The following is a 25,185-nucleotide window of genomic DNA, read 5'->3' as shown; positions in this document are numbered from 1 at the left end:
AGTAGCGGTTGCCCGCAGGTGGTTCCATGCCGACGATTCGGCACGATTTCCATTGGCCGGGCAGCAGCACGCCACGCATAAAAAAGGCTGCCCGCATGCGGGCAGCCTTTTTTATGCGTGGCGTGCTGCTTGTTAGTGTTTCAGCAAGCGCTCCACAAAGCTGCGGTCGTTGTTGCGCACCAGCACTACGTAGGTGCCATCAGGCAGGCTGCCCAGGGCGAAGGCATGAGCCTGGCCCCCGGCCATGGTACGCGTCATCACCACGCGGCCCGCCATGTCCAGCACCGTCACCTGGCTGGGGCCCGTGAGGGCAGTAAGGTCGAGGGTCGTGGTGGTGGCGGCGGGGTTCGGGTAGAGGGCCACGTACTGGGCGGCCAATGGGGTCCCCGCGGCGAAAGCAACAGTGCGTACGGGGCTGAAGGTGGCACGGCCCGAGCCATCGCGCTGTTGGAGCCGGTAGTACACCGCGCCGCTGTGCTGGCGGCCCACGCCGGCATCCACGAAGGCATAGGCGTGGGCCTGGCTGCTGGTGCCTGCGCCCGCCACGAAGCCCAGGGCCTCGTACGTGGTGCCGTTGAGCGAGCGTTCCACCTGGAAGCCGGCATTGTCGAGCTCCTGAGCCGTGCTCCAGCTCAGGCGGGCATCGGTTCCGGCCGCCGTTGCCTCAAAGCGCGTGAGTTCTACCGGCAGCGGCGCGGTGCCAATCACCAGCGTCACGACCTGCGTGTTCGTGCCGCCGTTGACGTCGATGGTGGTGATGCTGACGGGGTAGGAGCCCGCTACCAGCAGCGAGCGGTTGGCTACCCGTACCTGGCCTGTGGCCGGGTCAAGCTCCAGCCCGTCGGGCAGGGCGCCGGCGCTGGCCGTGCGCACGCCGTTGTCGACCACGGCCGCGGCCGCGTTGTAGGTGCCGCCGTTGGCGTCAAAGGCGTTGGACACAACGTCCCCGTTCTGGTACTGGTTTGCCCCGCCTTTCAGCGGTGTGCCGGTGTACACCGACGCATTGTCCACGCCCACGGCGATGGTGTACAGCGCCGGCGGCGAGGTAGCCCCCTGGTTGTCGGTGGTCGTGTACGCGAAGAAGGCGTTGCCGGCAAACGTCGCCAACGGGTCAAACTTGAGGTTGGCCGCGTTGCCTAGCCCAATTACTTGCCCCATAGCCACCGGGCTGCCGTTGAGCAGCAGGGTGCCCGCCGCCGCGGCCGGTAGGGCCGTGATGGTGTACGAGGCCAGGGAACCGTCCGGGTCGAACCCGCTGAGGGCACTGAGCGTCAGCGGCGCGGCGGTATTGCCTTCGGGCGACTGCAGGCGGTTGCTCACCGTGTTGGCCAGTGGGGCCTGGTTGGTGAGCGTCGTCGTCAGCGAGGCGGTGTTGTTGGCGGTGGTCGCGGCACTCTCCATCGTGGCGCTGCTCACCGTGGCCCCCAAGCTGGAGGTGGTGGTGGGAAAAGTGAAGCGGATGGTGTTGCTCACTTCGCCGTACTTGCCCACGGCTTGCAGCGCAATGATGGGGAAGGTTACCTGGCCGCTGGCCGCGTTGTAGCTGCCCCCGCCGGTGAGCACCACATCGGTCAGGCCGGTGGGCAGCTGCACGGTTTGCACCACCGAGTTGGCAGGCGAAGGGCCGCTGTTGACGGTCAGGACCTGGTACTCGGCGAGGGCGCCGGGCAGCAGCGCGGTGGGCCCGTATAAGAGAGTGGCTACGTCGGCCACCGGCACAATATTCACGCTCAGTACCTTGGTATTGTTCGCGATGTTGGGGTCCGTAAAGTTGCCGTTGACAGTGGCCGTGGCCCGGATGGGGTCCCGCACCGGGTCGTTCACCGTGATGGTGTACGTGAGGGTAGTCCCGCCGGCCAGGGCCGTTACCTGCGGGAACGTCACCACCCCGGTCGTGGTGCTGTAGGCGCTGGGGAGTAGGTTCCCGAAGCCGTCGCTCACCACCACGTTGCCCAGGCCGGCCACCAGCGTAACGCGCTCGCGCAGGTCGGAGGCGTCGGTGCCGGCGTTGGTGGCCGTCACCGTGAACACCACGGGCTGGCCCGCCGACTGGGAGCTCACATTGGCCGTGATGTTGGTTTGCAGGTCAACTTGGGTGGTGGTCGGCAGGGCCAGCGGCAGTATCAGCGTTTCCGCGTTGTTCGTCAGGTTGACGTCGTTGGTGCTCGTGGGCACGTTGGCCGCGACCGAAATACCTATCAACGGCCGGTCGGGAGCCGTTACCACCATGGTGTAGCTCATCGACCCGCTCACGCCCACCGCCATGTTGGCGATAGTGGGGAAGGTGACGATGCCCGTGGTGATGTCGTATACGCCGCCGTCGCTGGCCACCACGTTAAGGCCGGTGGCAATGCGTATCAGAGGTGACACATTGCCCGCCGGCGCTGGGCCGTTGTTGATGTACGAAGCGGTAAAGGTGACCGGGTTGCCAACCACGGCGCTGGCAGGGGCGGAAATGGCAATGGCCACGTCGGAGTTCCACTTGATTTCGGTGGCTATTGAGGCCGCATTGTTGGCCTTCGTCGGGTCGGTGCTGCTGCTGGTCACCGAGGCCTGGCTGATGAGGGTGCGCGGGGCGTTGGCATCGGTCGAAACGAAGGCCGGCGCCACGTAAGTGTACGAGTACGTTCTTACCGCGCCCACGCCCAGGGTGGCCACCGTGGGCCAAGTGATGACGCCGGTGGCCGGGTCGTACACGCCGCCCCCGGAGGTGGTCACGTCCAAAGAGGGAAGCCCGCTCGCAATGGCCACGGTCTGCACCACGTTCGTGGCCGGCAGCGGGCCCCGGTTGAGGGTGGTGACGGTGAAGTTGGTTATCTGGGTGGCCGAAGCCACGCCCGGGCCCACCAGCTGGGTGACCACGTCGGTTTCGGCAATCACGTCCACGTTGCGAATCACCTCGTTATCGGCCGGAACCGGGTCGGAGGTGCCCGATGCGACCGAGGCCATGGGCACCAGCGGGCCCGCGACCGGCGCGTTCACCGTCACGGTATTGGTCACGCTGCTGCCGCTGGCCAAGCTGGCGAGGGCTGGGAAGGTCACCAGGCCCGTGGCCGAATTATAGCTGCCGCCGCCCGAGATGCTGGTAACCGTGAGACCGAGGGGCAGCGAAAGCTGCTGCACCACGTTCAGGGCCGGGTTGGGGCCGTTGTTGCCCGTTTCGATGGTGAAGGTGAGCGGCGCGCCGGGAGCCACGTTCTTACTTGAGAAGTTCAGCAGGTTGTACACGTTGGCCTTGTCGGTCGTAACGGTGCCCGCGGCCGTAGGTGCGGCCGTGGCGGCGTCGTTGGCCGCGGTGCCCGCCGCCTGGCCCGTAGCGCTGCTCACGAGCGCCGTCGCCGTGAAGCCCGAGGCCGGCATGTGGAAGCTGACGGTGTTGTTGACCGGCAAGCCGCTGGTGAGCACGTTGATGGTCGGGAACGTCACCACCCCGGTGGAAGAGTTGTAGGTGCCTTTATTGGAAGGAAAGACGCCGGTGAGGCCCGTCGGCAGCTGAATGGTTTGCACGACGGCCGAGGCGGGCGAAGGCCCGTTGTTGGCCGTGGTCACCGCGAAGGTGGCCAAGTTGCCGGGCACCGCAGTGCCGGGCCCGCTGATGGTGGTGGCGACGTCGGCAATCGGCGTGATGTTCATGCTGGTCGTTGCCTGGTTGTTGGCGAAGATGCCCGGCGAAACCGTGCCCGCGCCCGTGCTCAGGCTGCCGCTGATGTTGACCGGGCCAATGGCCGGGGCTAGGAAGGTGATGGTCGACGGGGCCGAGCTACCATTGGGGATGGACGTGGTCGGGTAAGTTACAACCCCCGAAACCGCGTCGTATACGCCTCCATCGGTGATGGAGACGATGTTCAGCCCCGGCGTGAGCAGCGCGTAGCGCTGGGCGTTAGGAGAATCGCTGGGGCCGTTATTGGTGAAGTTCACCGTGAACGATACCTGCTGGTTTGGGGTCGCCGAAGCGACCAAGGCGCTGATGCCGTTCACGGCCTCGTCGGCTGCCGGGTTATTGGTTACCGTGAACGGGAAGGTGTCGGGCGCGGTGGCGGCGCCGGTGCCGCCGCTGGCGTCTTCCGGCGTGGTGGTCGTGGTGCGCGCCACAATTGTTGTGCTGCCGCTGGCATTCGGCGCAACGTAGCTGTAGCGGTACACGCTCACGTCGCGGCTCACCAGGGTACCCACCGTGCCAAAGTCGATGACCTGAGTAGAATTGTTGTAAGTAGCCCCCTGGGCGGTGAGGTTATTGAGCTGGGTCTGGGTAAGGCTCGCGCCGGCGGGCAGGGTCACGGTGCGGGTTACGTTCGAGGCCGAGGCCGGGCCGTTGTTGGCAAACAAAGCGCCGTAAGTGGCGGTGGTCTGCCCCGCGGCCGAGGCATTCAAGCCAAAGACCACGGCCACAATATCGGCAAAGCCGGTAACCGTGGTGGTCGCGGTGCCCGTGTCGTTGCCAGTCACCGGTTGCGCCGTGGTGGTACCAACTACCGCAGTAATGGTAACCGACGAAACTCCGGGCACCGTGTACGAAAGACCGAAGGAGTTGCTGCCGCCCGCGGCCAGCGTGGCCAGGCCCGGGTAAGTAACGGTTACGTTGCCCGTGCTGGGGTCGGGAGCGCTGATGCTAGTGCTGCCCGGAGCCGACACGCCGGTTACCACCGCCAGGGCGCTGCCCGAAGACAGCACCACCGAGCGGGTAACGTTGGCCGCGTCGACGCCGCCGTTGTTGGCAAAGGTCACCGATGCGTTCACGGTGCTGCCGCTGGTGGTGGTAGCCGTAGCCGTAGCCGTGGCGACCACGTCGGTGCTGCAGTTGATGCCGGCCGTGCTGTTGGCGATGCTATTGCTAATCTGGTTGTTGGCCAGGCCAGGTGAGCCCGCGGTGGCGCCGTAGGCGATGTTGCCGGCGGTGGTGCCGTTGGCCCCGCTGGCCACGGTCGCGGTGTTGGTGGTGGCGTTGCTGAGAATAACGCCGCCGCCGCCGCCGCCACCGGGGCCGTGCGCTGCGCCACCACCGGTATTGGTGCCGCCCGTGCCGCCATTGGCGGCCAGGTTGAGGATGCCGGCGCTGGCCGTGTTGTTGGCCGTGAACAAAATGGAGCCGCCGGCGCCGCCGCCGCCGCTGCCGTCGTTCGTCACGGCGTTGCTGGCGCTGGCGCCGTTGGCCAGCAGCGAGCCGAGGCCCGCCACCGAGCCCGCCCGCAGCAGCACGATGCCGCCACCGGCTGCGCCGCTGCTGGCGTAGCCGGTGAGCGAAGCGTCGCCGGTGCCGTCGTTGGTTACGCCAGCGCCGCCGCCACCGCCCATCACCAGGCGGCTGCTGCTGGGCGCGTTGAAGCCCCCGCCAAATTCGCCACCCACGGCCGTGTTGCTGCTCGAGGAGTTGCCGCCCCGGCCCCCGCGCGAGCCGTTGCCGCCGCCGCCGCCGCCGCTGTTCTGGTCATTGGCGGTGGGGTTGGCGTCGGTGCCGCCGCCGCCGGCGTTGCCGGCGCCGCCGCGCCCAGAGCTGCCGTTGGGGTAGCCGTCCACGCCGGTGTCAACCAGCGCGGTGCCGTTGCTCACGTAGCGGGGAGTGCCCGCGATGCCTTCGCCTTTCATGGCGTGGGCGCCCAGCACCGCGCCGGCCGAGGCCGGCGCTGCTGCGCGGTAGTCGGTGCCGGTGTAGCCGCTGGGGGCGCCGGTCAGCTTCTGGCCGGCCCCCCCGCGGAAGCCCATGCCCGAAGCGTCGAGCTTGGTGCCCTGCGCAAAGCTGATTTTGCCCACCACGTCCAGGGCCAGAATGCCGCCGGTGCGGCCGTCCCAGGCGCTGGGGGTCACGGTGGCGCCTACAGTCAGGTTCTGGTACTGCGGAATGCGCACCACCTGAAAGCGGCGCTGGCCGGTAGTGCTCGTGGCGCTGGCGTTCTGGTAACCATTTTTCAGGCCGCCAGCGTTGGCGATGGTGAGCGAGCCGCCGCCCACGGGCACGCCGTTGGCCGCCGTCACGTACTCGTATTTGCCGGCCGTAAAGTTGGCGTTGTTCAGGTTGTTGGTGGCCGAGCCCCCGGCGACGCCATCCCCGTACGCATCGGTGTTGGTGGCGTCGATGTCGGCACCCTGCATCTGGATGACGAGCAGCAGGTCGCCGGCGGCGATGGCCGTGAGCGCCGTACCGGTGGCCGCCCCCACCACCACCGAGGTGGCGCCGGCGACCAGCGTCTGGTCGGCGGCCGGATAGTAGGTGTTGGGGTTGCTGGTGATAACCGGCGAGCCGTCGCGACCGGGCGTGGCGCAGGCGCTGGCAATGCCCGCCGGGCCCACCGGCGACACCGTCACGGTGAGGGTAGCCGCCGGTGCCGTGCCGTTGTTGTTGGCCGGGGTGGGGTCGGCCGTGGCGCTGGTGTTGGCCGCGGTAATGGTGAAGCTGGTCGGGGTGGGCTGCACCACAATCGCCACGGTGTTGAATACGCTGCTGCCGCTGGCCAGCGACGCCAGCGTGTTGAAGGTGATGATGCCGGTCGAAGGGTCATACGTGCCGTTCGTGACGGTTACGCTGCTAAAAGGCGGCTTGCTCGACAGCGTCAGGGTCTGCACCACGTTGGTGGCGGTGGCCGGGCCGTTGTTGGTGGTGGTCACCCCATAGGTTTTCGTCTGGCCTTCTACGCCGACCCCCGAGCCGGTTACCACCGATGCCAGGTCGGCACCCGCCGTCACCGGCACAAAGTAGTTGGCCGTGTTCGAGCCGGTGCCCGTGTCGTCGGTCGCTTTGTAAGTAAAGCTGGCGTTGCCCGAAAACGTGCCGTTCGGGATAAAGGAAAGCTGGTAGCCGGGGTTGCCGGGCGTGGCCGAAGCAGGCACCGTAATCACCTGCCCCACGGTGGCGGCCACGCCGTTGACGTAGAGCGTGCCCTGGGCCGCCGTGGGCAGCGACATGATGGTGAACGAGGTGATGGTGGTGTTGCCCGTGGTCGCGTCCGGGTCGCTGGCGTTGAACGAGGCAATGTTGGTCTGGGTCGCGGTGCTGCTCAGGATGGCGGGTGAGCTGGTCACGTCGCTGGCCACCGGGGCCCGGTTCTGGGCCGTGGTCAGCGTGGCGGTGTTGTTGCCCGAAACAAGGTCATCGGCCGTCGAAACAAAGCTCGACGTAGCCGTTACGGCCACCGTAGCCGGCATGGTGTAGGTGATGGTGTTGGCCACCGAAGCTCCCGACGCCAGGTTGCTGATGGTAGCCAGCGTGAGCACGCCAGTGCTGGAGTTGTAGGTGCCGCCGGTTACGTTGGTCAGGCCCGTGGGCAGCTGCACCTGGGGCGCGATGCTGTTCACGGCGTCGGTGCCCCCGTTGGTGGTGGTGGCCGTGTACGTCACGGTGCTGCCCGCCCGGGCCCGCGTCGGGCCGGTCAGGGTGGTTTGCACGTCGGCCTGGGCGCACCAGGCTATCGATGGAAACACAATCAGCTGGCTGGAAGGGTCGGCCTGAGTGGTGGCCGTGTTGCGGTACGTCATCACCAGCCTGGTAATAGCCGAGGGAAACGTAACCAATGCGTTGGTGTTTGCCGAGGCAGGGCTGTTGGCAGTGCCCGTGAAGGTATTGTTGGCGTAGCTGTTGGTATTGCCCGTGGTAACGTTAGCGGTTGGTATGTTAACCAGGGTGTTGTTGGCGTCGTATCCCTGCAGGCTCAGAAAATCGGTGTAGCCGGTGCCGTTGTCAATATCGCCAATCGACAAAGTGAGATTGGCCAGCGGCCGGCTGAAGGTGAACGTGCTCGTGGTAACCACGCCCGAAAGGGTGGTGTAGTCTTCGGCCCACACCAAGCCCTTGCCAGGCATAGCGGGCTGGTCCGACACAAAGAAAAGGTCAGTAGTAGTGGGCGAAGCTGTGTAAGGAGTACCAGCGGGGTTGGCGGTAATGGTAACGCCATCTACCACCACTGACCGCGTCACTTTCCAATCTTCGCCTTCCGTGCGGGCGTAGTAGCTCAGCACGTTGGCCTGCCCTACGCCCGCGCCACAGGTCGCCTTGGCCACCGGAATGCCGTAGGTCGCCACAGCAGAGTTTAAGTTAGTGTTGTCCTTGGCAGTGAAGGAAAACACGGCCGTGCCAAAATAGCCGGCGGCCGGGTCAAACGTGAGGCTGCCAGCATCGGCTGGCACGATGACCTGGTTGGTGGTAACAGCCGTTCCCCGCAGCTTCAGAATGCCCGAGGCGGTGGGTGGCAGTGCGGTAATCGTATAAGACAAAATGGAGCTGCCCGCGTCGGCGTCGGTAGCAAACAGCGCCACTGCCAGGGGGGTGTCGGCGTAGCTGTTCAGCAGAATCTGGGAGGTACGCGCCCGCGCTACTGGTGCAACTGTTATCCGGGCAGCTCCTCCTTTACTGGTGCTTGGCACCGTTGCTGAGGCCTGAATACCCCCCGGCTGGTACACATCAGCACTCGCCGACTGCGCCCGGGCCAGCGGGCTGGCCAAGGCCAGCAGCAAGCCCGCGATGGCGGAAAGGAACAAGCGGCATCTTTCGCTTCTCCTATGCAATGGCTGCGTGGCTGGCCGTGCCCGGAAACCAGTTATTGCGGCTTCTAAGCTAGGTAGTGCCGGCATACGAAAACTGCGTATAGCTTTTTGCATAGGAATGAACTGAACGCGGGTGGCGAGGATTGATTATTTGAGACGCAAGTAGATGATGGATAAGTAGTAAGCCTGTGTGAAATTATTGCTAGGGAATACCCCACACAGGGGGGGGTACAGCTAAAGGGGATACGAAAACGAAAGGGTGTTTAAAGTCCTACGCAGTAGGATTAAACAAGTAATAGAATATTAACAACTGCAACGGTGCTAAGCCAGGGTGCTTAGTTATATTTTGCCTTAAAACAAGCTAATAAATTTAGAGGTATTTTTAAAATTTAGGATTTTGTGTCTATCGAAGATACGTACTGCTGATTAAAAAAAACAGCTAAGGCATTGAATTTTTAGATAGAAGACAGGATATTCACGGCGAAAGAGTCGATTTAGTCAGTTAAGGTATTAGATTATTTTAATGATGAACTTAAAATGAAGATAATCAAAAATAGAATAATTTAGAAGGTATATTAGTGCTGACGTGCGACAATAGGAGGTTGGAATAAGTTCTATATATTGTGAAATAATAATGTTGAGCGCAGTCTCAGCGGACTCGGCAAGCTGGGCGTGTTGGCCTTTTGTCGTTGTCGCTGAAGCACGGGGCATCATGCAGGGGCGACCCACTTTAGTCTTGGCCCAGAAAGCAGAAAGCAGGAAGCCCGTAGGCACGTATTGGCGCGTTTCCTGGAGGCCCGTTTTCAAGGCCGCGAAGGGAAAGTCGACTAAACCGCACAGGTGGCCAGCCCAAGCGGTGAAAATAGAAGGGTTAAACTGGGGCCGCGCATTAAGCAGCCATTGTTTTGTTTGTCTGGGGCTACCGCCGTCGGCCAACGAGGCCATAAGCAGCTGGCCTGGCCTGACGGCTGAGTGGGACAGGTCCGGAAATACACGAACAAGGGGCAGTGCGGGGCAGGGCCGCCGCCGGTGCCAGGAATAGAAACAAAAAAGGCGGCCTTGAAAGCCGCCTTTTCTATAAGGATATGCGCAAGAAAAGTTGCTTATTGATTATCTGCAGCACCCTTGGGGGCTTCGCCTGAGCCGGCATCAGCAGCCGGAACTGCCCCTTCAGGCTTGGGGCCGCGCTTGCGGTTGCGGCCACCGCGGCTGCGGCGACGCTCGCCATCGGCGCCGGGTTCCCCTTCGGCACGTGGTTCGCGCGGTGGGCGGGCTTCGCCTTCGGTGCGGGGCTCGCGTGGGGGGCGAGCCTCGCCTTCCGGACGTGGCTCGCGTGGAGTGCGGGGCTCCCGCGGCGGGCGAGCCTCGCCTTCGGGGCGCGGGGTGCGCTCGGGGCGGGGGCCACGGTCGCGGCGCTCTTCGCCTTCGGGGCGGAGCGGGCGCTGGTAGGGTACGGACGGCGCATGGCCGGCGTCGAGTGCTGCGAGGGCGCTTTTGGCGTTGGCCATGCGCTCCAGGTGCTTCGGGTCTTTGGGGTCGGGGGCGTCACGGCGGGGCTTGCCGCCGTCGCGGCCACCATCACGTCCGCCTCCAACTCCCCCTTCACGGCGCGGGCCGCGGTCGCTGCCTTCGGGGCGCGGGCCACGGTCGCGGCTTCCGCCACCACTGCCGCCGCTGCGGCCACCCCGCTCCGGACGGCCGCCGATTTTGCCGCCCAGGCCAGCAAAGCGCTTGGGGTCGAACTCGGGCGCCGGGCCCAGGCCCAGCTCCTCGGTGATGTTTTTCTTTTCGAGGTCGCGCTCGATGAGCTTTTCAATCTTCAGCACCCGGTCCTGGTCCTGGTCCGAGATGAAGGTGATGGCCGTGCCTTTGGTGGCGGCGCGGGCGGTGCGGCCGATGCGGTGAACGTAGTCCTCGGCGGCGCGCGGGATGTCGTAGTTCACCACGTGGCTCAGCGAGTCGATGTCGATGCCGCGGCTGAGCACGTCGGTGGCCACCAGGATGGGGAACTGCTTGTTTTTGAAGGCGCGCATGATTTCCTCGCGCTCTTCCTGGGTGCGGTCGGAGCTGATGCCGCGGGCTTCGATGCCGAGCTTGTTCACGGCCTTCACGATGCCGGCCACGGCCGCTTTCTGGCTGGTAAAGAGCACCATGCTCTGCACCTCCTGGGTTTTGATGATGTGCTCGAGGATGTGGATTTTCTGGCGGTCGAAGGCCATGTACATCTGCTGGTCGATGCCGGCGGCGGGCTTCGACACGGCCAGGCGAATTTCGTCGGGCTGGTTAAGAATCTGCTGCGAGAAGTCGCGGATTTTACTGGGCATGGTGGCCGAGAACAGCAGCGTCTGGCGCTCCTTGGGCAGCTGGCGCACGATGTTGAAGATGTCATCGCTGAAGCCCATGTCCATCATCTTGTCGGCCTCGTCCAGTACCAGGTACTTAATTTGGTCGAACTTCACGTAGCCCATTTGCAGGTGGGCGATGAGGCGGCCGGGCGTGGCGATGATAATATCGGCCCCCGAGGTGAGGGCGCGTTTCTGCTGCTCCCAGTTCTCCGATTTGCCGCCGCCGTAAATGGCGATTGAGCTGGCTTCCACGTAGTAGCCGAAGCCCATCACCTGCTCGTCAATCTGGGTGGCCAGCTCGCGGGTGGGCACCAGAATGAGGGTGGTGGTGTGGCCGTGCTTGGCGTGCGAAATCTTGTCGAGTAGCGGCAGCAGGTAGGCGGCGGTTTTGCCGGTGCCGGTTTGCGCGCAGGCAATTAAGTCTTTGCCTTCGAGAATTTTGGGGATGGCCTGCTCCTGAATGGGAGTGGCCTGCAGGTAGTTCATGGCGTCGATGCCAGAAAGCAGGTCGTCGTGGAGGTTGAATTCGTGAAACGTCAAGGTTCAGCTGATAAAAGTTGGTAAAGGGCTGACCTTGATGCCGTGGTCAGCAAACCGCTTGATTTGGGGTAAAGATACGGCCGGCGGCGGGTGTTGCAGTTCGGTCTCATCCGTCATCCTGAACGCAGTGAAGGACTTTCTCACAGTTGGGACACATGTGCGAAGTTTGTCGGTAATTGTCCTGGCGTGAGCAGGTCCTTCACTGCGTTCAGGATGACATACGCCTCTCGCCCATCCCCCCAAAGCCCATGCCCGCCCTCGACCGTTTCTCCACCCAGGCCGCCGACTACGCCCGCTACCGCATTGCCTACCCCGCCGAGCTCTACAACTGGCTGCTGCCCCAGGTAGAAAGCCGCGAGCGCGCCTGGGACTGCGCCACCGGCAACGGTCAGGTAGCAGCTGTGCTGGCCGATTTATTTGTGCGGGTTGATGCTACTGACCTCAGCGAAAACCAATTGGCGCAGGCCCCGAAGCGACCCAACATCAGCTACCAGAAGGCCACCGCCGAGCACACGCCCTTTCCCAACCAGCGCTTCGACCTCATTACCGTGGCCCAGGCGGTGCATTGGTTTGATATTGAAGCCTACCACGCCGAAGTGCGCCGGGTGGCCCGGCACGGCGCGGTGCTGGCCGAGTGGGGCTACCAGCTCTGCCGTCTCGAAACGCCCGAGCTGACCCAATTGCTGGATGAGTTCCACGACGTGACCTCGGCCCCGTACTGGGATACCAACCGCCGCCACATCGAAAACGAGTACGCCAACCTGCCCTTCCCGTTCGCCGACGTGCAGCACGCGCGCTTTGCCGTGGTGAAGCACTGGACGGCGGAAGACATGCTGAATTACCTGCGCACCTGGTCGGCTACGGCCAACTACGCCCGGCAGCACGACGGAGCCGACATGGTGGCCCTGGTAGCCGAGCAACTCACGCAGTTGTGGGGACCGGAGGCGCGCCCCGCCACATTCCCGGTATTTGCCCGGGCCGGGCGGGTAGAATAATTGGCGGGCCGGCGCGTTAACCCGCTGAACCAAGCGTTTTCGATGATTATTCTGGCTACCCAATTGCGGGCCGTGGGCCTGTTCTACCGCAGTGTTGCCCCATTTATGCTGGGCGTTTCGGCCCTGATACTGCTGGCCGTGTTGCTGCCGGCACTGGTCGAGGGCAGGAGTAGTGGTTTGCTGCCCGCCCTGCTGCTTATCAAGCTGGCCACCGCCCCGGTGGTGTGGTACCTGTCGGAGCAACTGCGCCCGGGACAATACTGGTTCTATTTCAACCTGAACGTGTCGCGGCGGCGGCTGTGGGCCGGCGTGGTGGCGCTCGATGGCGCACTGTTTCTGAGCGGCGCTTTGCTCATGCGGGCTGTCCTGGTATGAGCCGAGAGTTCGACAACCCAGCCCGCCCGCAGTTGCTGGAGGCCGACGGCATTCGCATCGAATTTGGGGGCCGACAGATATTAGCCAGCATTTACATGCGGGTGCAAACCGGCCAGATTGTAGGCCTGCTGGGCCGCAACGGCAGTGGCAAGTCGGTGCTGCTCCAAACCATTTTTGGGGCCCGCGCCGTGGCCGACGCCTCGGTGCGCGTGAACGGCCGGCGCGTGGTCCCTGCATTCCGTGCGCCGGGCCTGCTCAACTACCTGCCGCAGGAGCCGCTGTTGCCGCCCTCGCTGTCGCTGGCCAAGGCAGCGCGTATGTTGGGGGTGGATATTGAGCTGGCGACGGCCCGGTTTCCGGAGCTGCGCCCGCAGTTTGACCGGCGGCTAAACGAACTATCGGGCGGTTCGGCGCGGCTGGTGCAGGCACTGTTGCTACTGCATGCCAATACGGCTTTTTCGCTGTTCGATGAGCCATTTTCGGGCGTGATGCCGGTGCACGTCGAAACCCTGGCCGAGGAAATGCAGCGCATGAAATCGCGCAAAGGCCTGCTCATCACCGACCACCGCTACGCTGAGGTGCTGCCCATCTGCGACGTGGTGTACCTGCTGCATCAGGGCCGGCTGTTGCAGCTGGAAGGGGATGTGCGCGAGCAGCTGCGGGATTATGGGTACTTGGCGAGTTGAGCCGGTTGGGCCTGGCATATCTGCTGACACCAAGTGTCTTTATCTTGCCGCCTCCACCAGTTTCAATCAGTATTTTCAATGCCCTTAGCAGCCTTCTACCTGCCAGCAACTCCCAAACTGCTCTACGATGGCTTCGAAGATAATTGGGCTAGCCAGCCATGGCCGCTGCCGCTGCCCGACGGTGCTTCCTTCTTGGCGCAACTAAGCCGCGACGTGCTGCCGATAAAAATAGCCACTGAATGGCTGGGAAAAGAAGCTTTTCAGCAGCTTCTGCGCGATGTGCAGGCAGTAGTGCGGGACTGGTCGGGGCAGGGCGATTGGGGCTATAAAGGCTACGATAATCTGCCGCTGTACTGCGTGCGACACGGCCAGCAGCTGTGGGTGCTGGCGGCGGGCGAGTTTCAGCCGGCCCGCTACAAAACTTACTTGCACGGTAGCTGGCTGATTAATCAGCCAGCTGATTCTCTTCGATTATGAATTCTGACTCGGCAACTGCCAACACTTTGCCTTTTACCCACCTGCGCATCCTCGAATTGGCCTCGGTGCTGGCCGGTCCGCAGGTGGGCCAGTTCTTCGCCGAGCTGGGCGCCGAAGTGTTGAAGATTGAAAGCCCAACCGGCGACATCACCCGCACCTGGAAAACCAGCGCCGAAACTCATGCTAGTGCCACGCCCGAAGCTTCCGTTTCGGCCTACTTCTCCACTTCGAACTGGGGCAAAAGCTCACTGGTGCTCGACCTGACCACTGCGGCCGGCCAGTCCAAACTACACCAACTTGCTGCCCAAGCCGACGTCATCATCGCCAGCTACAAGCCCGGTGACGCCGAGAAGCTACGTGCCGACTACGCCACGCTGGCTGCCGAAAACCCGCGCCTTGTCTACGGCCACCTCACCGGCTACGGGCCCGATAATGTCCGCGCTGGCTACGACGCGGTGCTGCAGGCCGAAGCCGGCTTCATGTACCTCAACGCGGCCGGCCCCGGGCAGCCACCCCAGAAAATGCCCGTAGCCATGGTCGACCTGCTGGCCGCGCACCAGCTGAAGGAAGGCCTGCTCACCGCCTTGTTTCAACGCGAGCGCACCGGGCTTGGGGCACTGGTGCAAGTTAGCCTGCTCGACAGCGCGCTGGTTTCGCTGGCGAACCAAGCTGCCACCTACCTCGTGACGGGCACCGACCCGCAGCCCCTGGGCTCGGGCCACCCCAGCATAGTGCCCTACGGCACCGTATACCGTGCCGCCAATGGGCGCCAGCTGGTACTTGCCGTCGGTTCCGATGGCCAGTTCCGGCACCTGTGCGCCGCCTTGGGCCAGCCGGAATGGGCCACCGATGCGCGTTTTCAAACCAATACCGCCCGTGTGGCCCACCGCGCCGAGCTGGAGTCGTTGCTCACGGAGTGCATCGCGGCGGTGGATGGCGACGTCCTGCTGGCCGAACTGGAGCGCAGCACCGTGCCGGCTGGGGCCGTGCGCTCGGTGGGGGAGGCCCTGCGCCTGCCCTCGGCGGCTGGCATGCTGTTACCTGCCGTTGGGACCAGCGCGGCTGGGCTCCGCACGGTGGCTTTTCGGAGCCCGCACTGGCCCGTGGCGGCGCAGTTGGGTGCACCGCCAGCCTTGGGAGCGGCCGGCAGTGAGATAGCCAGCCACGATTGGTTGGGGCCGAATGAAACTACGGCCGGGGCTGCTTCCGTACCTCCAATAGCCTGAAGGCTGGCAGTGGCCGGGCGGGGCTGCCAGTATCGCCGCAATGGCTACCTTTTTTCGCGCCGCTGTTGCAGCGGCTTCACCACCTCTCCGCATGGCCAAGTCCCCATCCAAGAAAAGCGTCGCCCCCGAGTTGTTCACCACAACCGAAACCGCCGCTTCGCCGCCCGCGCCCGTCCATCCCGAATCCATTCCAGCCTCTAAAAAGGCGGCTAAGCCCCGCGGCAAAGCCCGGAAGCCCACCGCCGATGCAGCCCCAGCCGTGCCGGCCGAAGTACCCTCAGCCCACTCCGGAGCTACCGCTACCGACAACCGCCCCACCGCCGAAGCCGGCTCGCCCACCGAGGCCCCGGCCGACCGACTAAACCAGATTTTCGAAGGCCTCAAGCAAAAATCAACTGCCAAGCAGGCCATCTACCGCAATACCCAGGCCGCGTTCGATTGCCTGCGGCTGGTGTCGCAGGAGTTAGTGGTCGAGCTCAGCCGCAAGCTCACGCCCCTCGATTCGAGCGTGGTCATCGAATACCGGTCCATCAACGACATGGAGTTTCACATCCGGTTTTCGGGCGATTTGCTGGTGTTCGTGATGCACTCCAACATCGTCACCTTCCCCGACGACTACGGCCCCATGCCCAGCAAATACGTCGAGGTCGACTTTCGTCGCCGCTTCTTTGGCCACATCATGGCCTACAACTTCATGGCCGACAGCATCAAGTACCAGCGCCTGAACGACCCGGGCTACCTCGTGGGTCGTCTGCTCATCAACATCAACAACCACTACTACCTCGAAGGCGTGCAGCAGCTGGAGTTGCCCGATAACGACATGAGCGACAACGCCATCACCCCCGAAATGATGAAGCTGTTCGTGGAAAGCGCCATGATTGCCGCCGTCAACAACGACCTTATTGCCCCGCCACTGCCCGAAATCCAGAAAATCAGCGTCAAGCAAAAGCTGGAAAACCAACAGGTGAGCCGCGGCAGCAAAGTCGGTTTCAGCTTCTCGGCACAGCAGTCGTTTTAAGCCACCTAGCAGTCGCCTGTCATTGCGAGCGGAACGCGGCAATCCGTCCTCTCAATGCATCAAGAGGACGGATTGCCGCGTTCCGCTGCGCTCCACTCGCAATGACGGCTACCTTCCGTAGCCCACCTTCTGGCGCACTTTTGCCAGCACGCCGGCGCCGTACTCCTGCGCCCGTCGGGCCCCGACAGCCAACTTGGCATCCAGTTCCGGCAGGTTGTTCATGTAGAAGTTGAACTGTTCGCGCTCCGTGGCGAAGCGGCGCAGAATCAACTCGTAAAGCTCCTTTTTGGCATGGCCATAGCCGTAGCCGCCGGCCAGGTAGTTGGCGCGCATGGTCTCCCGCTCGGCCGGCGAGGCCAGTAGCGAGAACAGCCGGAAGGTTACGTCAGTGTCCGGGTTCTTGGGTTCTTCGAGCGGCGTGCTGTCCGAAATAATGGTTTTAATGGCTTTCAGCAGCTCTTTTTCGGAGGCGAACACGTCGATGATGTTGCCGTAGCTCTTGCTCATTTTCGCGCCATCGGTGCCGGGAATAGTCATTAACTCAGCATCGACGCGGGCCTGGGGTTCTACCAGTGTGTCGCCGTAGCGGGTGTTGAAGGCTTTGGCGATGTCGCGGGCAATTTCAAGGTGCTGAATCTGGTCTTTGCCCACGGGCACTACTTCGGCATCGTAGAGCAGAATGTCGGCCGCCATCAGCACCGGGTAGGTGAAGAGGCCGGCGTTCACGTCCGACAGCTTGTCGCTCTTGTCCTTGAAGCTGTGGGCATTGGCCAGCATGGGGTAGGGCGTGAAGCAGCTCAGGTACCAGGTCAGCTCGGTTACCTGTGGCACGTCGGACTGCCGGTAGAACAGGTTTTTTTCGGTATCGAAGCCGCAAGCCAGCCAGGCGGCGGCTACGGCGTAGGTGTTGGCGCGCAGCACTTCGGGGTCGCGCACCGTAGTGAGCGAGTGCAGGTCGGCGATGAAATACAGCGAGTCGTTGGCCGGATTTTTCGACAGCTCGATGGCGGGCAAAATGGCGCCGAGCAGATTGCCGAGGTGCGGCCGGCCGGTGCTCTGAATGCCGGTGAGAATGCGGGACATAGGGAGTTGTTATTCTTTGCGCTCAAGAACTGCCTCAGGCTGGAATGAGCGGTTTTTATTTAGTGCGTAGATGGCGCGTGGCAAATCTTGATAAGTAATGAGTCCCCCGTCCATCAGTTTCAACAAGTCGGGTCTGGCAACTAAGAATGGCCGAATATGTTGCCGAAAGTAAGATTTATCGTAAGTATCCCATATAGCCGCGAAGGAGGAATCAGGCTGGGCGCGTACCAAATAAACATCAATTGGGTAACGATAAAGAAAAAGCCAGTCTATACCAGTGTTTAGGAGGTGATGGTATCGGAGCAGCGTTATTTTTCCGCTATCCAGAACCTGGGCATAAACGGCTTTCTCGTTTACCGAACGAGAATTGATGTTGAACTGTAGCCGATTAATTACCGAATAGCGGTGCGGTCCAACAGCACAACTTAGCGCCTTATAAGCTTTTATACGCCGCTTTTCACCCGCTTCCGTTTCGACTAATAACTTCCGTCCATTCCGAAACTTGAGCTGGCCATAATGACGAATATTTGGCTGATTTCGTAAAACATATGAGCCTGTTTCGTAGCCCGCTGAAAATTGTGCCTGTACTACTGTCGGCAGTAGCATAATTACCAACACAAATAAGCCGCGAAAAATCATAATTAACGGGTTAAGCGCACGCCTTGGTTGTAGGCGTGCACGACGCTAATAAGCTGGGCCCGGCTGATGGCATTGGTGGCAAATTGCCGTTGCAAAACAGGGTCGGCTGGAAACAGAGCTGCTACGAAGCCGCCCGGCGCTTGTTTCTGGTCGAACCCTGGCGTGCGACCGGGGCTGTACGCAAAGAACGTACTCGTGCCGGCTTTGCGCAGCACCGGCAACTTCACGTGGGCCTTAAAGTTCGGGCCCATTTCGACCTGGTAGTAGTAATAGAACAGCTCCACGGGCCCCGTTTCCAGAATTTCCAGCAGCGCGGGCTCCTTAAAGTCGGCATCGGTGCCGCTGAGGAAACGGAAGTCGTTGACCCGTACAAACCGATGGCTTTCAACCGTGAAGGACGTGACTTCGGCTGCTCGGAACCGGCGCTCTTTGCCGTTTTTTACGCCCACCATCATGGTTGGGCTACCATTTTCGGCAAGGGCCAGCTTCAGCGACGCCTCGCCTTTGGAGCCGTTGGCTAGCTGGTAAGTGCCAGGCGCGAAGTTGAACTGGGCGCGGGCCGTTATGGACAGCAGCAGAAAACAGCACCAGAGGGCATTTTTCAAGGGGAGGGCGGTAAAAGTGGGACCGACGGCAGCGGACCTTGCTTACTGCTCGGTGCTGCCCGAATTGAACGCTTTAATCAACTCAATCAAGTCTTCCTGGGAAGTGGGCTTGGGGCCTACTTTTTTAATCAGGTCGGGCCGGCCAGCCAGGTACGACGTGAGGACTTCGCGGTATTTCTTGCCTATCACCGGAATCGAAACGGCTTCGTCTTCTCCCTGCCGGCGCAGCAGGTAGGCGGCCGATTGCACCGACTGCCGCTGCGGGTCGACGTTACCGTTGGAGCCGCGCATGTGGTTAGTTGCCACCATTTCCGCGAGGCGGAACTCAATCAATTCCAGCTTGCCTTCAGCGATGAGCTTACCAAAATCGTTTTTGCGGGCCATGGAGGAAAAGGGCATTCCTGAGTCTAGGCGAATAGAACGCAACATCACGAAATGGTCGCCGGCAATGGTGAAGGAGCGCACCTTAGCCGCCGGGAATTCCAGGCCTTTTTTGCCGGCCTTGCTAGCAGGGTCGGCCTTGGAGTCTTTCACCAGCAGTTTGGCTTTGAAGCCGGTTTCGTAGCTAAGCAGGCCCTTCCCGGTGGTGCCATCGACCAATTCGTAGGTGCCCAGCAAAAAATCAGACTGTGCATGGCCCAATAGGGGCGCGAAGGCCACCAATAGCAGCAGAAATAGATAACGCATGTCGAGAGAAAAAAGAGAGAAAACGAAACTGTATTAACCTACACCGAGACGTTATCCACTGCCTCGGCCTGCAACTCGGTGGTTTCGGCCGGGCCAAGGTAGCGGTCAATCAGGAAGTGCGCCAGGTAGAGCACCGGCGTGAGCAAAATAGCGGATGCGGACTTGTACCAGTAGTTGGTATTGGCCACGCTTAACACCTGCTCCATGGTCCAGTTGCCGAATACCTTGAAGGCGATGAACAGCACCACGAACGAATCGACGAGTTGCGAAATCAGCGTCGAGCCCGTGGCGCGCAGCCACACGTAGCGCCCGCCCGTGGCCCGACGAATGGCCGCGAAAATCGTAGCATCCAGCACCTGCCCCACCCCAAACGCCACAATGGAGCCCGTGATGATGCCCAGGCCCTGCCGGAAAATGCTTTGGTAGGCAAAGTCGATGTTGAAGGGCCGGCCAAGGTTGTCGGTTTTGTTTACGTCGAGCCAGAAATCGGCTGGCGGCAGCTTGGTCGTCAGGTATATCACCCCGAACGCAAACAGAATGAGGGCCACCGTGAGGTAGCTGATGCGCAGCACTCCCTTCTTGCCGAAATACTCGTTGATGATGTCCGTCGTCACGAACACGGCCGGCCAGATAAGCACGCCCGCCGTGAGGTTGCCAGGCAGGCCCATCAGCTTATCGGCCGAAAAAATCTTGACCCCGATGATTTCGGCCAATAGCGCATTCACCAGAAAAATCCCGCTGAGCACGAGGTACAGTTGCTGCTTTTTTTGGGCGTAGGTGTTCATGAGATAAAAATGTTGTGCCGTAGCAGGCAGCCTTTGCTGGCTTGATGCTCGTGCCACGCAGCAGAGGCTGCTTGCTACAGGCTCACCACCAGCCCCTCAAGCGCCAGGGCAGTTTGCGGAAACACGGGCTGCGCCTCGTGCAGCAGCGGCTCCAGCACTTTGTAGCGGCTGGAAAAGTGGCCCAGCAGCAGCTGCTTCACGCCGGCGGCCTGGGCCAGCAGGGCGGCCTGGCGGGCGGTGCTGTGGTGGGTTTGGGCGGCGCGCTCGCGCAGCTCGTCCAGAAACGTGGCCTCGTGGTAAAGCAGGTCGGCGCCGGCAATGAGCGGGGCCAGGGCCGGCGTGTAGAGCGTGTCGGAAAAGAAGGCGTAGCGGCGCGGGGTGGGGGCGGGGCCGGCCACATCGGCGTGGCGCAGGCCGGGCTGGTGCTCGTCGGGCGGCAGGTCCTCGCCCTGCGCTAGGCGGGCCAGGTGGGCGGGCGTGAGGCCCGTCGGCAGCTTCTCCTTGAGCAGGTTGGCCCGGCGGGGCTGCTCTTCGAACAGGTAACCGGCGCAGGGCACGCGGTGGCGCATGGGTAGCGAGTGCACGCGCAGGCCGGCATCTTCGTACACGAGGGCGTGGGCCTCGGTGTCGACTACGGTGAACTCCAGCTGGAACCCAATCTGCACGCCCGATACGCGACTCTGCGTCACCAGTACCTCGTCGAGGCCGGGCGGGCCGATGATGCACAGCGGCTGGGTGCGGCCTTGCAGGTGCATCGTGCCCAACAGGCCAAACAAGCCGAAGTAGTGGTCGCCGTGCAGGTGCGAGATGAAAATAACGCGCAGCTGGTTAGGCCGCACGCGGTACTCCAGCATCTGCCACTGCGTGCCTTCCCCGCAGTCAATCAAATAGTGGTAGGCGCCTACGGTGAGTACCTGCGCCGTGGGATGGCGCCCGGCAGTGGGAGTGGCCGAGGCCGACCCAAGAATCTTCAGCTCGAACGTCAATGGTTAGCTGTTGGCTGCCGGCTGTAAGCCGTTAGCTTTTTTAGTTGAAATGAAATACCGGCTCGGGGTAAAAAAAAGGCTGTTAGCTGGTAGCACTCCTACAGAAGGCTACCAGCTAACAGCCAAGTGGCGCAGTAAGGCACCCGCTAGAAGCTTGTAAAAAAAAATTACTCCTTGTCCGTCAGGTCGCGCTCGATGGCGTGCAAAAACACGCGGTCGATGCCTTCTTCTACCGTTGGCAGAATGTGCAGCACCGATTCGAGCTTGCTGATGGTGATGAGCTTCAGGACGTGGTCCTGCAGGCCGGTGAGCACGAGCAGGCCCCCGGTGGAGTTGCACAAGCGGTTGGCAATAAGGATAGAACTAAGGCCCGACGAATCAGTGTATTTCACGTTCGTAAGGTCGAGTATCAGGTTATTAATGCCTTCAGCGTTCAGCTTCACGAATTCCGATTTGAGGTCGGGCGCAACGGTGGTGTCGAGCTTTTTCTCCTCAATCGTAATGATGGTGTAGCTATCTTTTTTATCAATCGTGTACTTCATACAGCGTAGGGCAAGGGGGGTAAGAGAACGGCGAAGGTAAAGAAAAAACCTAAAATCTTGAGTGAAGTTTGGCTAATGTTTTGTGGGCAGCCGCACTGCGGCGGCCGGCCCGGCAAACGTGAGCGAGGCCCAGGTCGACTGCCAGTCGGCGCGTGTGCGCAAACGGGCGGGCGCTGGGCGCATATCCACGGTGGCCAGCAGGTACGGTCCCGGGCCGGATAAGCGTAACAGAATTCGACCGCTTTGGTTGGCGCGGGTGGTATAATGTGTAGTGGGCAAGCCACCGGGCTGGCGCTGCCACACCTGCACGGCCGCCCCAAAAGCGGGCTTGCCGCCGCGCAGCACGCGCACGGTTAGGGCCTTATCGGCGGCCAGGCGGTAGGGGTTTTGCTCGGGCACGAGTTCCAGGGGCAAGCCATAGTTGTGGCGGCAGGCGCTGTCGGTGGCCAGCGGTGCCAGGGCCGGGTCGCCTACTTGCAAAAGAGTTTTGGCGCAGCGGCTGTAGACTTCGCGGCCGGGTTTGGCGGTTTCCTCGTTTTCCTGGCGCAGCTTCAGGGCGTAGTCGAGGCCTTCCTCACGCAGGTAGGCAGTGAACTGGTCGGCAGGCAGCTCGATGAAGGAGCTGGTGCTTTGCAGCACCACCACGTGGGTGCCGGGCTGGGCAAAGGTGAAGCCGGTGCGGAAGGTGTCGGTGTCGGTGAAGTTTTTGGGCGTGAGGTTGGCGGTATCGGCCGGGGCGGGGCCGAAGCGCCGCAGGCGCTGGACTTTGGCGGCTTTGCTGGTCCAGGGAGCGCCCGCAAAGTTGGCGCCGACGAAGGCGCGCACGTGCACTACCTCGCCGGGCTGCAGGCGGAAGCGCGGGGCTTCGAGCCAGACCTCGTGGGCAAGGGCGGTGGTAACGAGCAGGGACGCCCCACTCAGAATTAAAAGCAACTTTTTGCCCATTAAGCGACAGTAAAACAGGGTTTCTAAAGATACGCGCAAAACGGAAGCTTCTTTAGCTGCAGGCTCACGAAGCCACTATTTTCTATGTTGCCGGCGCAAACGCTGCCAGATAAAACCGGGTAGTTCACGGGCAAGGCGGGCATGTTGAGGCTGGTCGAGTTGGGCGACCAGCGGTTCCTGTACCCCGTATTCGGCGGTTTCGGTAGTGGTTAGCTCATGCATATAAGGCTGGCCAGCAACGATGTATTGGTAATGGACGCGGTAGGTTTTGCGGCCGTCATCGTCTTTCTGGTCTAAATCTTCGAGCCGTTGGCAAATGGCGTCGGTGATGAATGGGTTGGTCGCCAAAGCAACAATGCGGCGGGTTCGCCGCCAGTTCAGATACATAATGCCAGGGCCGATACCCAGTAGCATAGGCAGCATGAGCAGTGTCCAGGAGGGGGTAGGGGAGTTACGCATTCCCTGGATGCAGGCAATGCCTGGCATTTTTGGCACGTATTGTACGCTTACCGGACTGCCGGCTGGCAGGCGGACAACCTCGGAGAACGAATGAGCTATATATGCTCGCCCATTACTTCGGTACTGGTAAGTATAGTCCGTAACCGTTGAGTCATTCACGTGCATCGTGGTGGCCGAGGTGCGGATGACCTTTCCGGTCGTCTGAGTCAATGGTAAGCAAGCCATTGGGAAACTGCTGAAGTCATAATCGTAGAGTATGAGCCCAGCAAAAAAGATTCCCGCAAGGCTAAACGCTATTCCAAAAAATGCGCTGCCATCACCGAGAAAAATCTGGAGCTTGTCGTCTGCAGTTAGGCGCATGCACAATGGCAAAAACTAGCGTTTTTTATTAACAGCGCTTACTGCCTTTCCAACGCTAGCGCGTAGGCCCGGTCATAGTGCACGCGCAGGTTTTTCCAGTCGAAGATGTCGGCCGAGCTTTCCACGCCGTTGCGCTGGATGATGCGCTCCTTGCGGCTGAGTTGCACGAAATTCCAGAGCATGTCGCACAGTTCCTCGGCCGATTCGTCGAAGGATTTCTCCTGGCGGTGCACCACGAAAATGCCCTTGCTTTCGGGGTCGGGCACGTTTTGCAGGGCGTAGTCGCCGAAGCCCGACAGGTCGGAGGTGATGGCGGGCACGCCGCGGGCCACGCATTCGAGCGGGGTATATCCCCACGGCTCGTAGTAGCTCGGGAAGATGCCCATGTGGCAGCCGCGCACAAACTGGCCGTACTCCATGCCGAGCAGGGGCGAGGCGGGCGACACAAAATCGGGGTGGTACACCATTTTCACCCGGTCGTGCTGGTGGTTCAGTAACTCGGAACGGCGCAGGAAATCGAGGATGTCGTCGTCGGCATCGTTCACCAGGTTGTGAGTAATGACCGGTGGCAGGGCGTTGGTTTTCCAGCTTTGCAGCTGTCGGCGGTAGCGCAGCTTCCAGTAGTCGTCTACCATCGCGCCGAGCTCGGGCAGCTTGTGGTCTTGGCTGGCGGCCGCGGCGTAGAACAGGCGCTCGCCCACCTGGCGCTCGATGGCGCGGCAGGTATCCTGCACCTCGTTCAGCATGGCGCGGCGCTCGAGCACCTGCGGGTTGATGCTGGTATAGGGCCGCTTGGTGATGAAGAACATCACCACCTGGCCCTCCAATCCGCTTTGCTGCAGGCGGTAGTTGAGGCGGGCCAGGGCTTCGAGCGTAAGGTCGAAGCCTTTGTTGTGGTACTCGTAGCGGCCCGAGGTGAAGAAGTACAGGGTCTTATCCAGGTCGAAGGCGTACGACTGGAAGAAGTGGGCCATCACGAATTCGTGGATTTTGGCCTTGTACTGCTGGTGCAGGTTTTGGAACTCGTGCAGGGCCACGAAGCGCTCGATGTTGAGCCCGTTGGGCATCACCGCGTCCGGGATTCTATCGAGCAGGTAGATGCACTCGCGCACCGTCAGCTCACTCACCGTCGTGAAGACGTGGCTGCCGTGGGCGGCAGCGCGTTCCATGCGCACGGCCGGCTCGATGTTGAAATGCCGCGCCTCGGCTTCCCAGTTCACCCACATCAGGTGGTCGTAGAAGTTGGCGTCGTTCATGGCCAGGTAGCGGCCCAGCAGCGTAGCGTGCGTGGTGAAAAGCAGGTGCGCCGGCACTTGCAGGCGGCGCAGCTCGGGGATGGCCACGCCGGTCATCCACTCGTGGAAGTGGCCCAGCAGGCGCTGCTCCGGCGCTTTTTGGGCGGCCAAGTGCTGGAAGAAAATCGTGCTCAGATGCCCAAATGCGATTACCTGGTGCAGCAAATCGTCGCTGTCGGGCGCGGGAATGCCGTGGCGTTGCCACAGGTCCGACTTCAGCTGCCCGAGGCGGTCGTAGGCCTGAAACGGGTTGATGAGCACCACGCGGGGCCGGCCGGTTACCAGCCAGGTGCCAATCTGCACGTCGTAGCCCTGCGCGCGCATGGTGCGCACGGCAGCCGCGAACGGGTCGGCGCCGGTGTGCACCGTCAGGTCATCGTAGGGTTCGAACTCGCCCTGGGCCATTTGCGGGAAGTAGGGCCCGAGCAGGCAATACCGGTCGCCCCAGGCGGGCATGGTGGCCGGCACCTTGCTCCGAATAACGGTGTAGATGCCACCCACCTGGTTGCAAACTTCCCAGGCCGCTTCAACCAGCAGCGAATCGGGAAACAGGGTCTCGGGGGCATGGGGGGTGGGCTGCATGAGGCGGAGCGAGGTCGAAGCGGAGGAAAGAACGTGGCGAAAGGTAAGCTGATTGGGCTGTAGTTGCCACCACAGGCCCCTTT

18 protein-coding genes are annotated in these 25,185 nt (G+C 62.1%); 6 read left to right on the top strand and 12 right to left on the bottom strand.

Translation table 11 applies throughout. The features are described 5' to 3' along the window. Nucleotides 1-132: 132 nt before the first annotated feature. Entirely contained in the window at nt 133-8,466 is an 8,334-nt protein-coding gene (locus ABD837_RS10425; RefSeq protein ID WP_345053796.1) for a T9SS type A sorting domain-containing protein, read from the bottom strand. A gap of 1,109 nt (nt 8,467-9,575) precedes the next feature. Then, complete coding sequence (locus tag ABD837_RS10420) at nt 9,576-11,357, bottom strand: DEAD/DEAH box helicase (protein ID WP_345053793.1); 1,782 nt, start codon at nt 11,355-11,357, stop codon at nt 9,576-9,578. A gap of 248 nt (nt 11,358-11,605) precedes the next feature. Here ABD837_RS10420 and ABD837_RS10415 point away from each other — a divergent pair, with 248 nt between their 5' ends. The 6 genes from ABD837_RS10415 to ABD837_RS10390 all read left to right on the top strand — a co-directional run bounded on the left by ABD837_RS10415 (nt 11,606) and on the right by ABD837_RS10390 (nt 16,134). Beyond that, on the top strand, nt 11,606-12,352 hold the full coding sequence (locus tag ABD837_RS10415) for a class I SAM-dependent methyltransferase (protein ID WP_345053790.1): 747 nt from the start codon (nt 11,606-11,608) through the stop codon (nt 12,350-12,352). A gap of 42 nt (nt 12,353-12,394) precedes the next feature. Then, nucleotides 12,395-12,727 carry a hypothetical protein gene (locus ABD837_RS10410; protein ID WP_345053788.1) on the top strand — a complete coding sequence of 111 codons (333 nt, stop codon included), beginning with the start codon at nt 12,395-12,397 and terminating at the stop codon, nt 12,725-12,727. Beyond that, entirely contained in the window at nt 12,724-13,413 is a 690-nt protein-coding gene (locus tag ABD837_RS10405) for an ATP-binding cassette domain-containing protein (RefSeq protein WP_345053785.1), read from the top strand. The genes ABD837_RS10410 and ABD837_RS10405 overlap by 4 nt, the downstream gene beginning before the upstream one ends. Before the next feature lie 78 nt (nt 13,414-13,491). Then, the gene (locus ABD837_RS10400; protein WP_345053783.1) at nt 13,492-13,890 is read left to right on the top strand and encodes a hypothetical protein; all 399 of its coding nucleotides are present in this window, start codon (nt 13,492-13,494) and stop codon (nt 13,888-13,890) included. Next, nucleotides 13,887-15,116 (top strand): CaiB/BaiF CoA transferase family protein, encoded by a 1,230-nt coding sequence (locus tag ABD837_RS10395; protein WP_345053780.1) that lies wholly within the window; start codon nt 13,887-13,889, stop codon nt 15,114-15,116. The genes ABD837_RS10400 and ABD837_RS10395 overlap by 4 nt, the downstream gene beginning before the upstream one ends. Before the next feature lie 91 nt (nt 15,117-15,207). Continuing rightward, complete coding sequence (locus ABD837_RS10390; RefSeq protein ID WP_345053778.1) at nt 15,208-16,134, top strand: hypothetical protein; 927 nt, start codon at nt 15,208-15,210, stop codon at nt 16,132-16,134. Nucleotides 16,135-16,242: 108 nt separating this feature from the next. On the opposite strand, the gene trpS is transcribed toward ABD837_RS10390, so the two are convergent. From trpS to ABD837_RS10340, 10 genes are all read right to left on the bottom strand, one after another. After that, entirely contained in the window at nt 16,243-17,217 is a 975-nt protein-coding gene (gene trpS / locus ABD837_RS10385; protein WP_345053775.1) for a tryptophan--tRNA ligase, read from the bottom strand. Nucleotides 17,218-17,226: 9 nt separating this feature from the next. Continuing rightward, complete coding sequence (locus tag ABD837_RS10380) at nt 17,227-17,856, bottom strand: hypothetical protein (protein ID WP_345053772.1); 630 nt, start codon at nt 17,854-17,856, stop codon at nt 17,227-17,229. A 2-nt stretch (nt 17,857-17,858) separates the two neighbouring features. Beyond that, entirely contained in the window at nt 17,859-18,461 is a 603-nt protein-coding gene (locus ABD837_RS10375; RefSeq protein WP_345053769.1) for a hypothetical protein, read from the bottom strand. Nucleotides 18,462-18,503: 42 nt separating this feature from the next. Further along, entirely contained in the window at nt 18,504-19,148 is a 645-nt protein-coding gene (locus ABD837_RS10370) for a hypothetical protein (protein ID WP_345053766.1), read from the bottom strand. Nucleotides 19,149-19,186: 38 nt separating this feature from the next. Further along, entirely contained in the window at nt 19,187-19,933 is a 747-nt protein-coding gene (locus tag ABD837_RS10365; RefSeq protein ID WP_345053764.1) for a queuosine precursor transporter, read from the bottom strand. 74 nt (nt 19,934-20,007) lie between these two features. Further along, on the bottom strand, nt 20,008-20,919 hold the full coding sequence (locus ABD837_RS10360) for a ribonuclease Z (protein ID WP_345053763.1): 912 nt from the start codon (nt 20,917-20,919) through the stop codon (nt 20,008-20,010). A 167-nt stretch (nt 20,920-21,086) separates the two neighbouring features. Beyond that, nucleotides 21,087-21,461, bottom strand: a complete 375-nt coding sequence (locus ABD837_RS10355) for an STAS domain-containing protein (RefSeq protein ID WP_168675310.1) — start codon at nt 21,459-21,461, stop codon at nt 21,087-21,089. Between the two features lie 72 nt (nt 21,462-21,533). Further along, on the bottom strand, nt 21,534-22,406 hold the full coding sequence (locus ABD837_RS10350) for a DUF4198 domain-containing protein (protein ID WP_345053758.1): 873 nt from the start codon (nt 22,404-22,406) through the stop codon (nt 21,534-21,536). Nucleotides 22,407-22,481: 75 nt separating this feature from the next. After that, nucleotides 22,482-23,225: a DUF3592 domain-containing protein gene (locus ABD837_RS10345; protein ID WP_345053755.1), complete on the bottom strand. Its 744-nt coding sequence runs from the start codon at nt 23,223-23,225 to the stop codon at nt 22,482-22,484. 38 nt (nt 23,226-23,263) lie between these two features. Continuing rightward, on the bottom strand, nt 23,264-25,102 hold the full coding sequence (locus tag ABD837_RS10340; RefSeq protein ID WP_345053753.1) for a glycosyltransferase: 1,839 nt from the start codon (nt 25,100-25,102) through the stop codon (nt 23,264-23,266). Nucleotides 25,103-25,185: the final 83 nt, after the last annotated feature.

The sequence above is a fragment of the Hymenobacter glaciei genome, assembly GCF_039539585.1.
GTDB classification, from domain to species: domain Bacteria; phylum Bacteroidota; class Bacteroidia; order Cytophagales; family Hymenobacteraceae; genus Hymenobacter; species Hymenobacter glaciei.
Note: the sequence above shows the minus strand (reverse complement) of the source record. Positions and strands in the feature narration are given on the sequence as shown.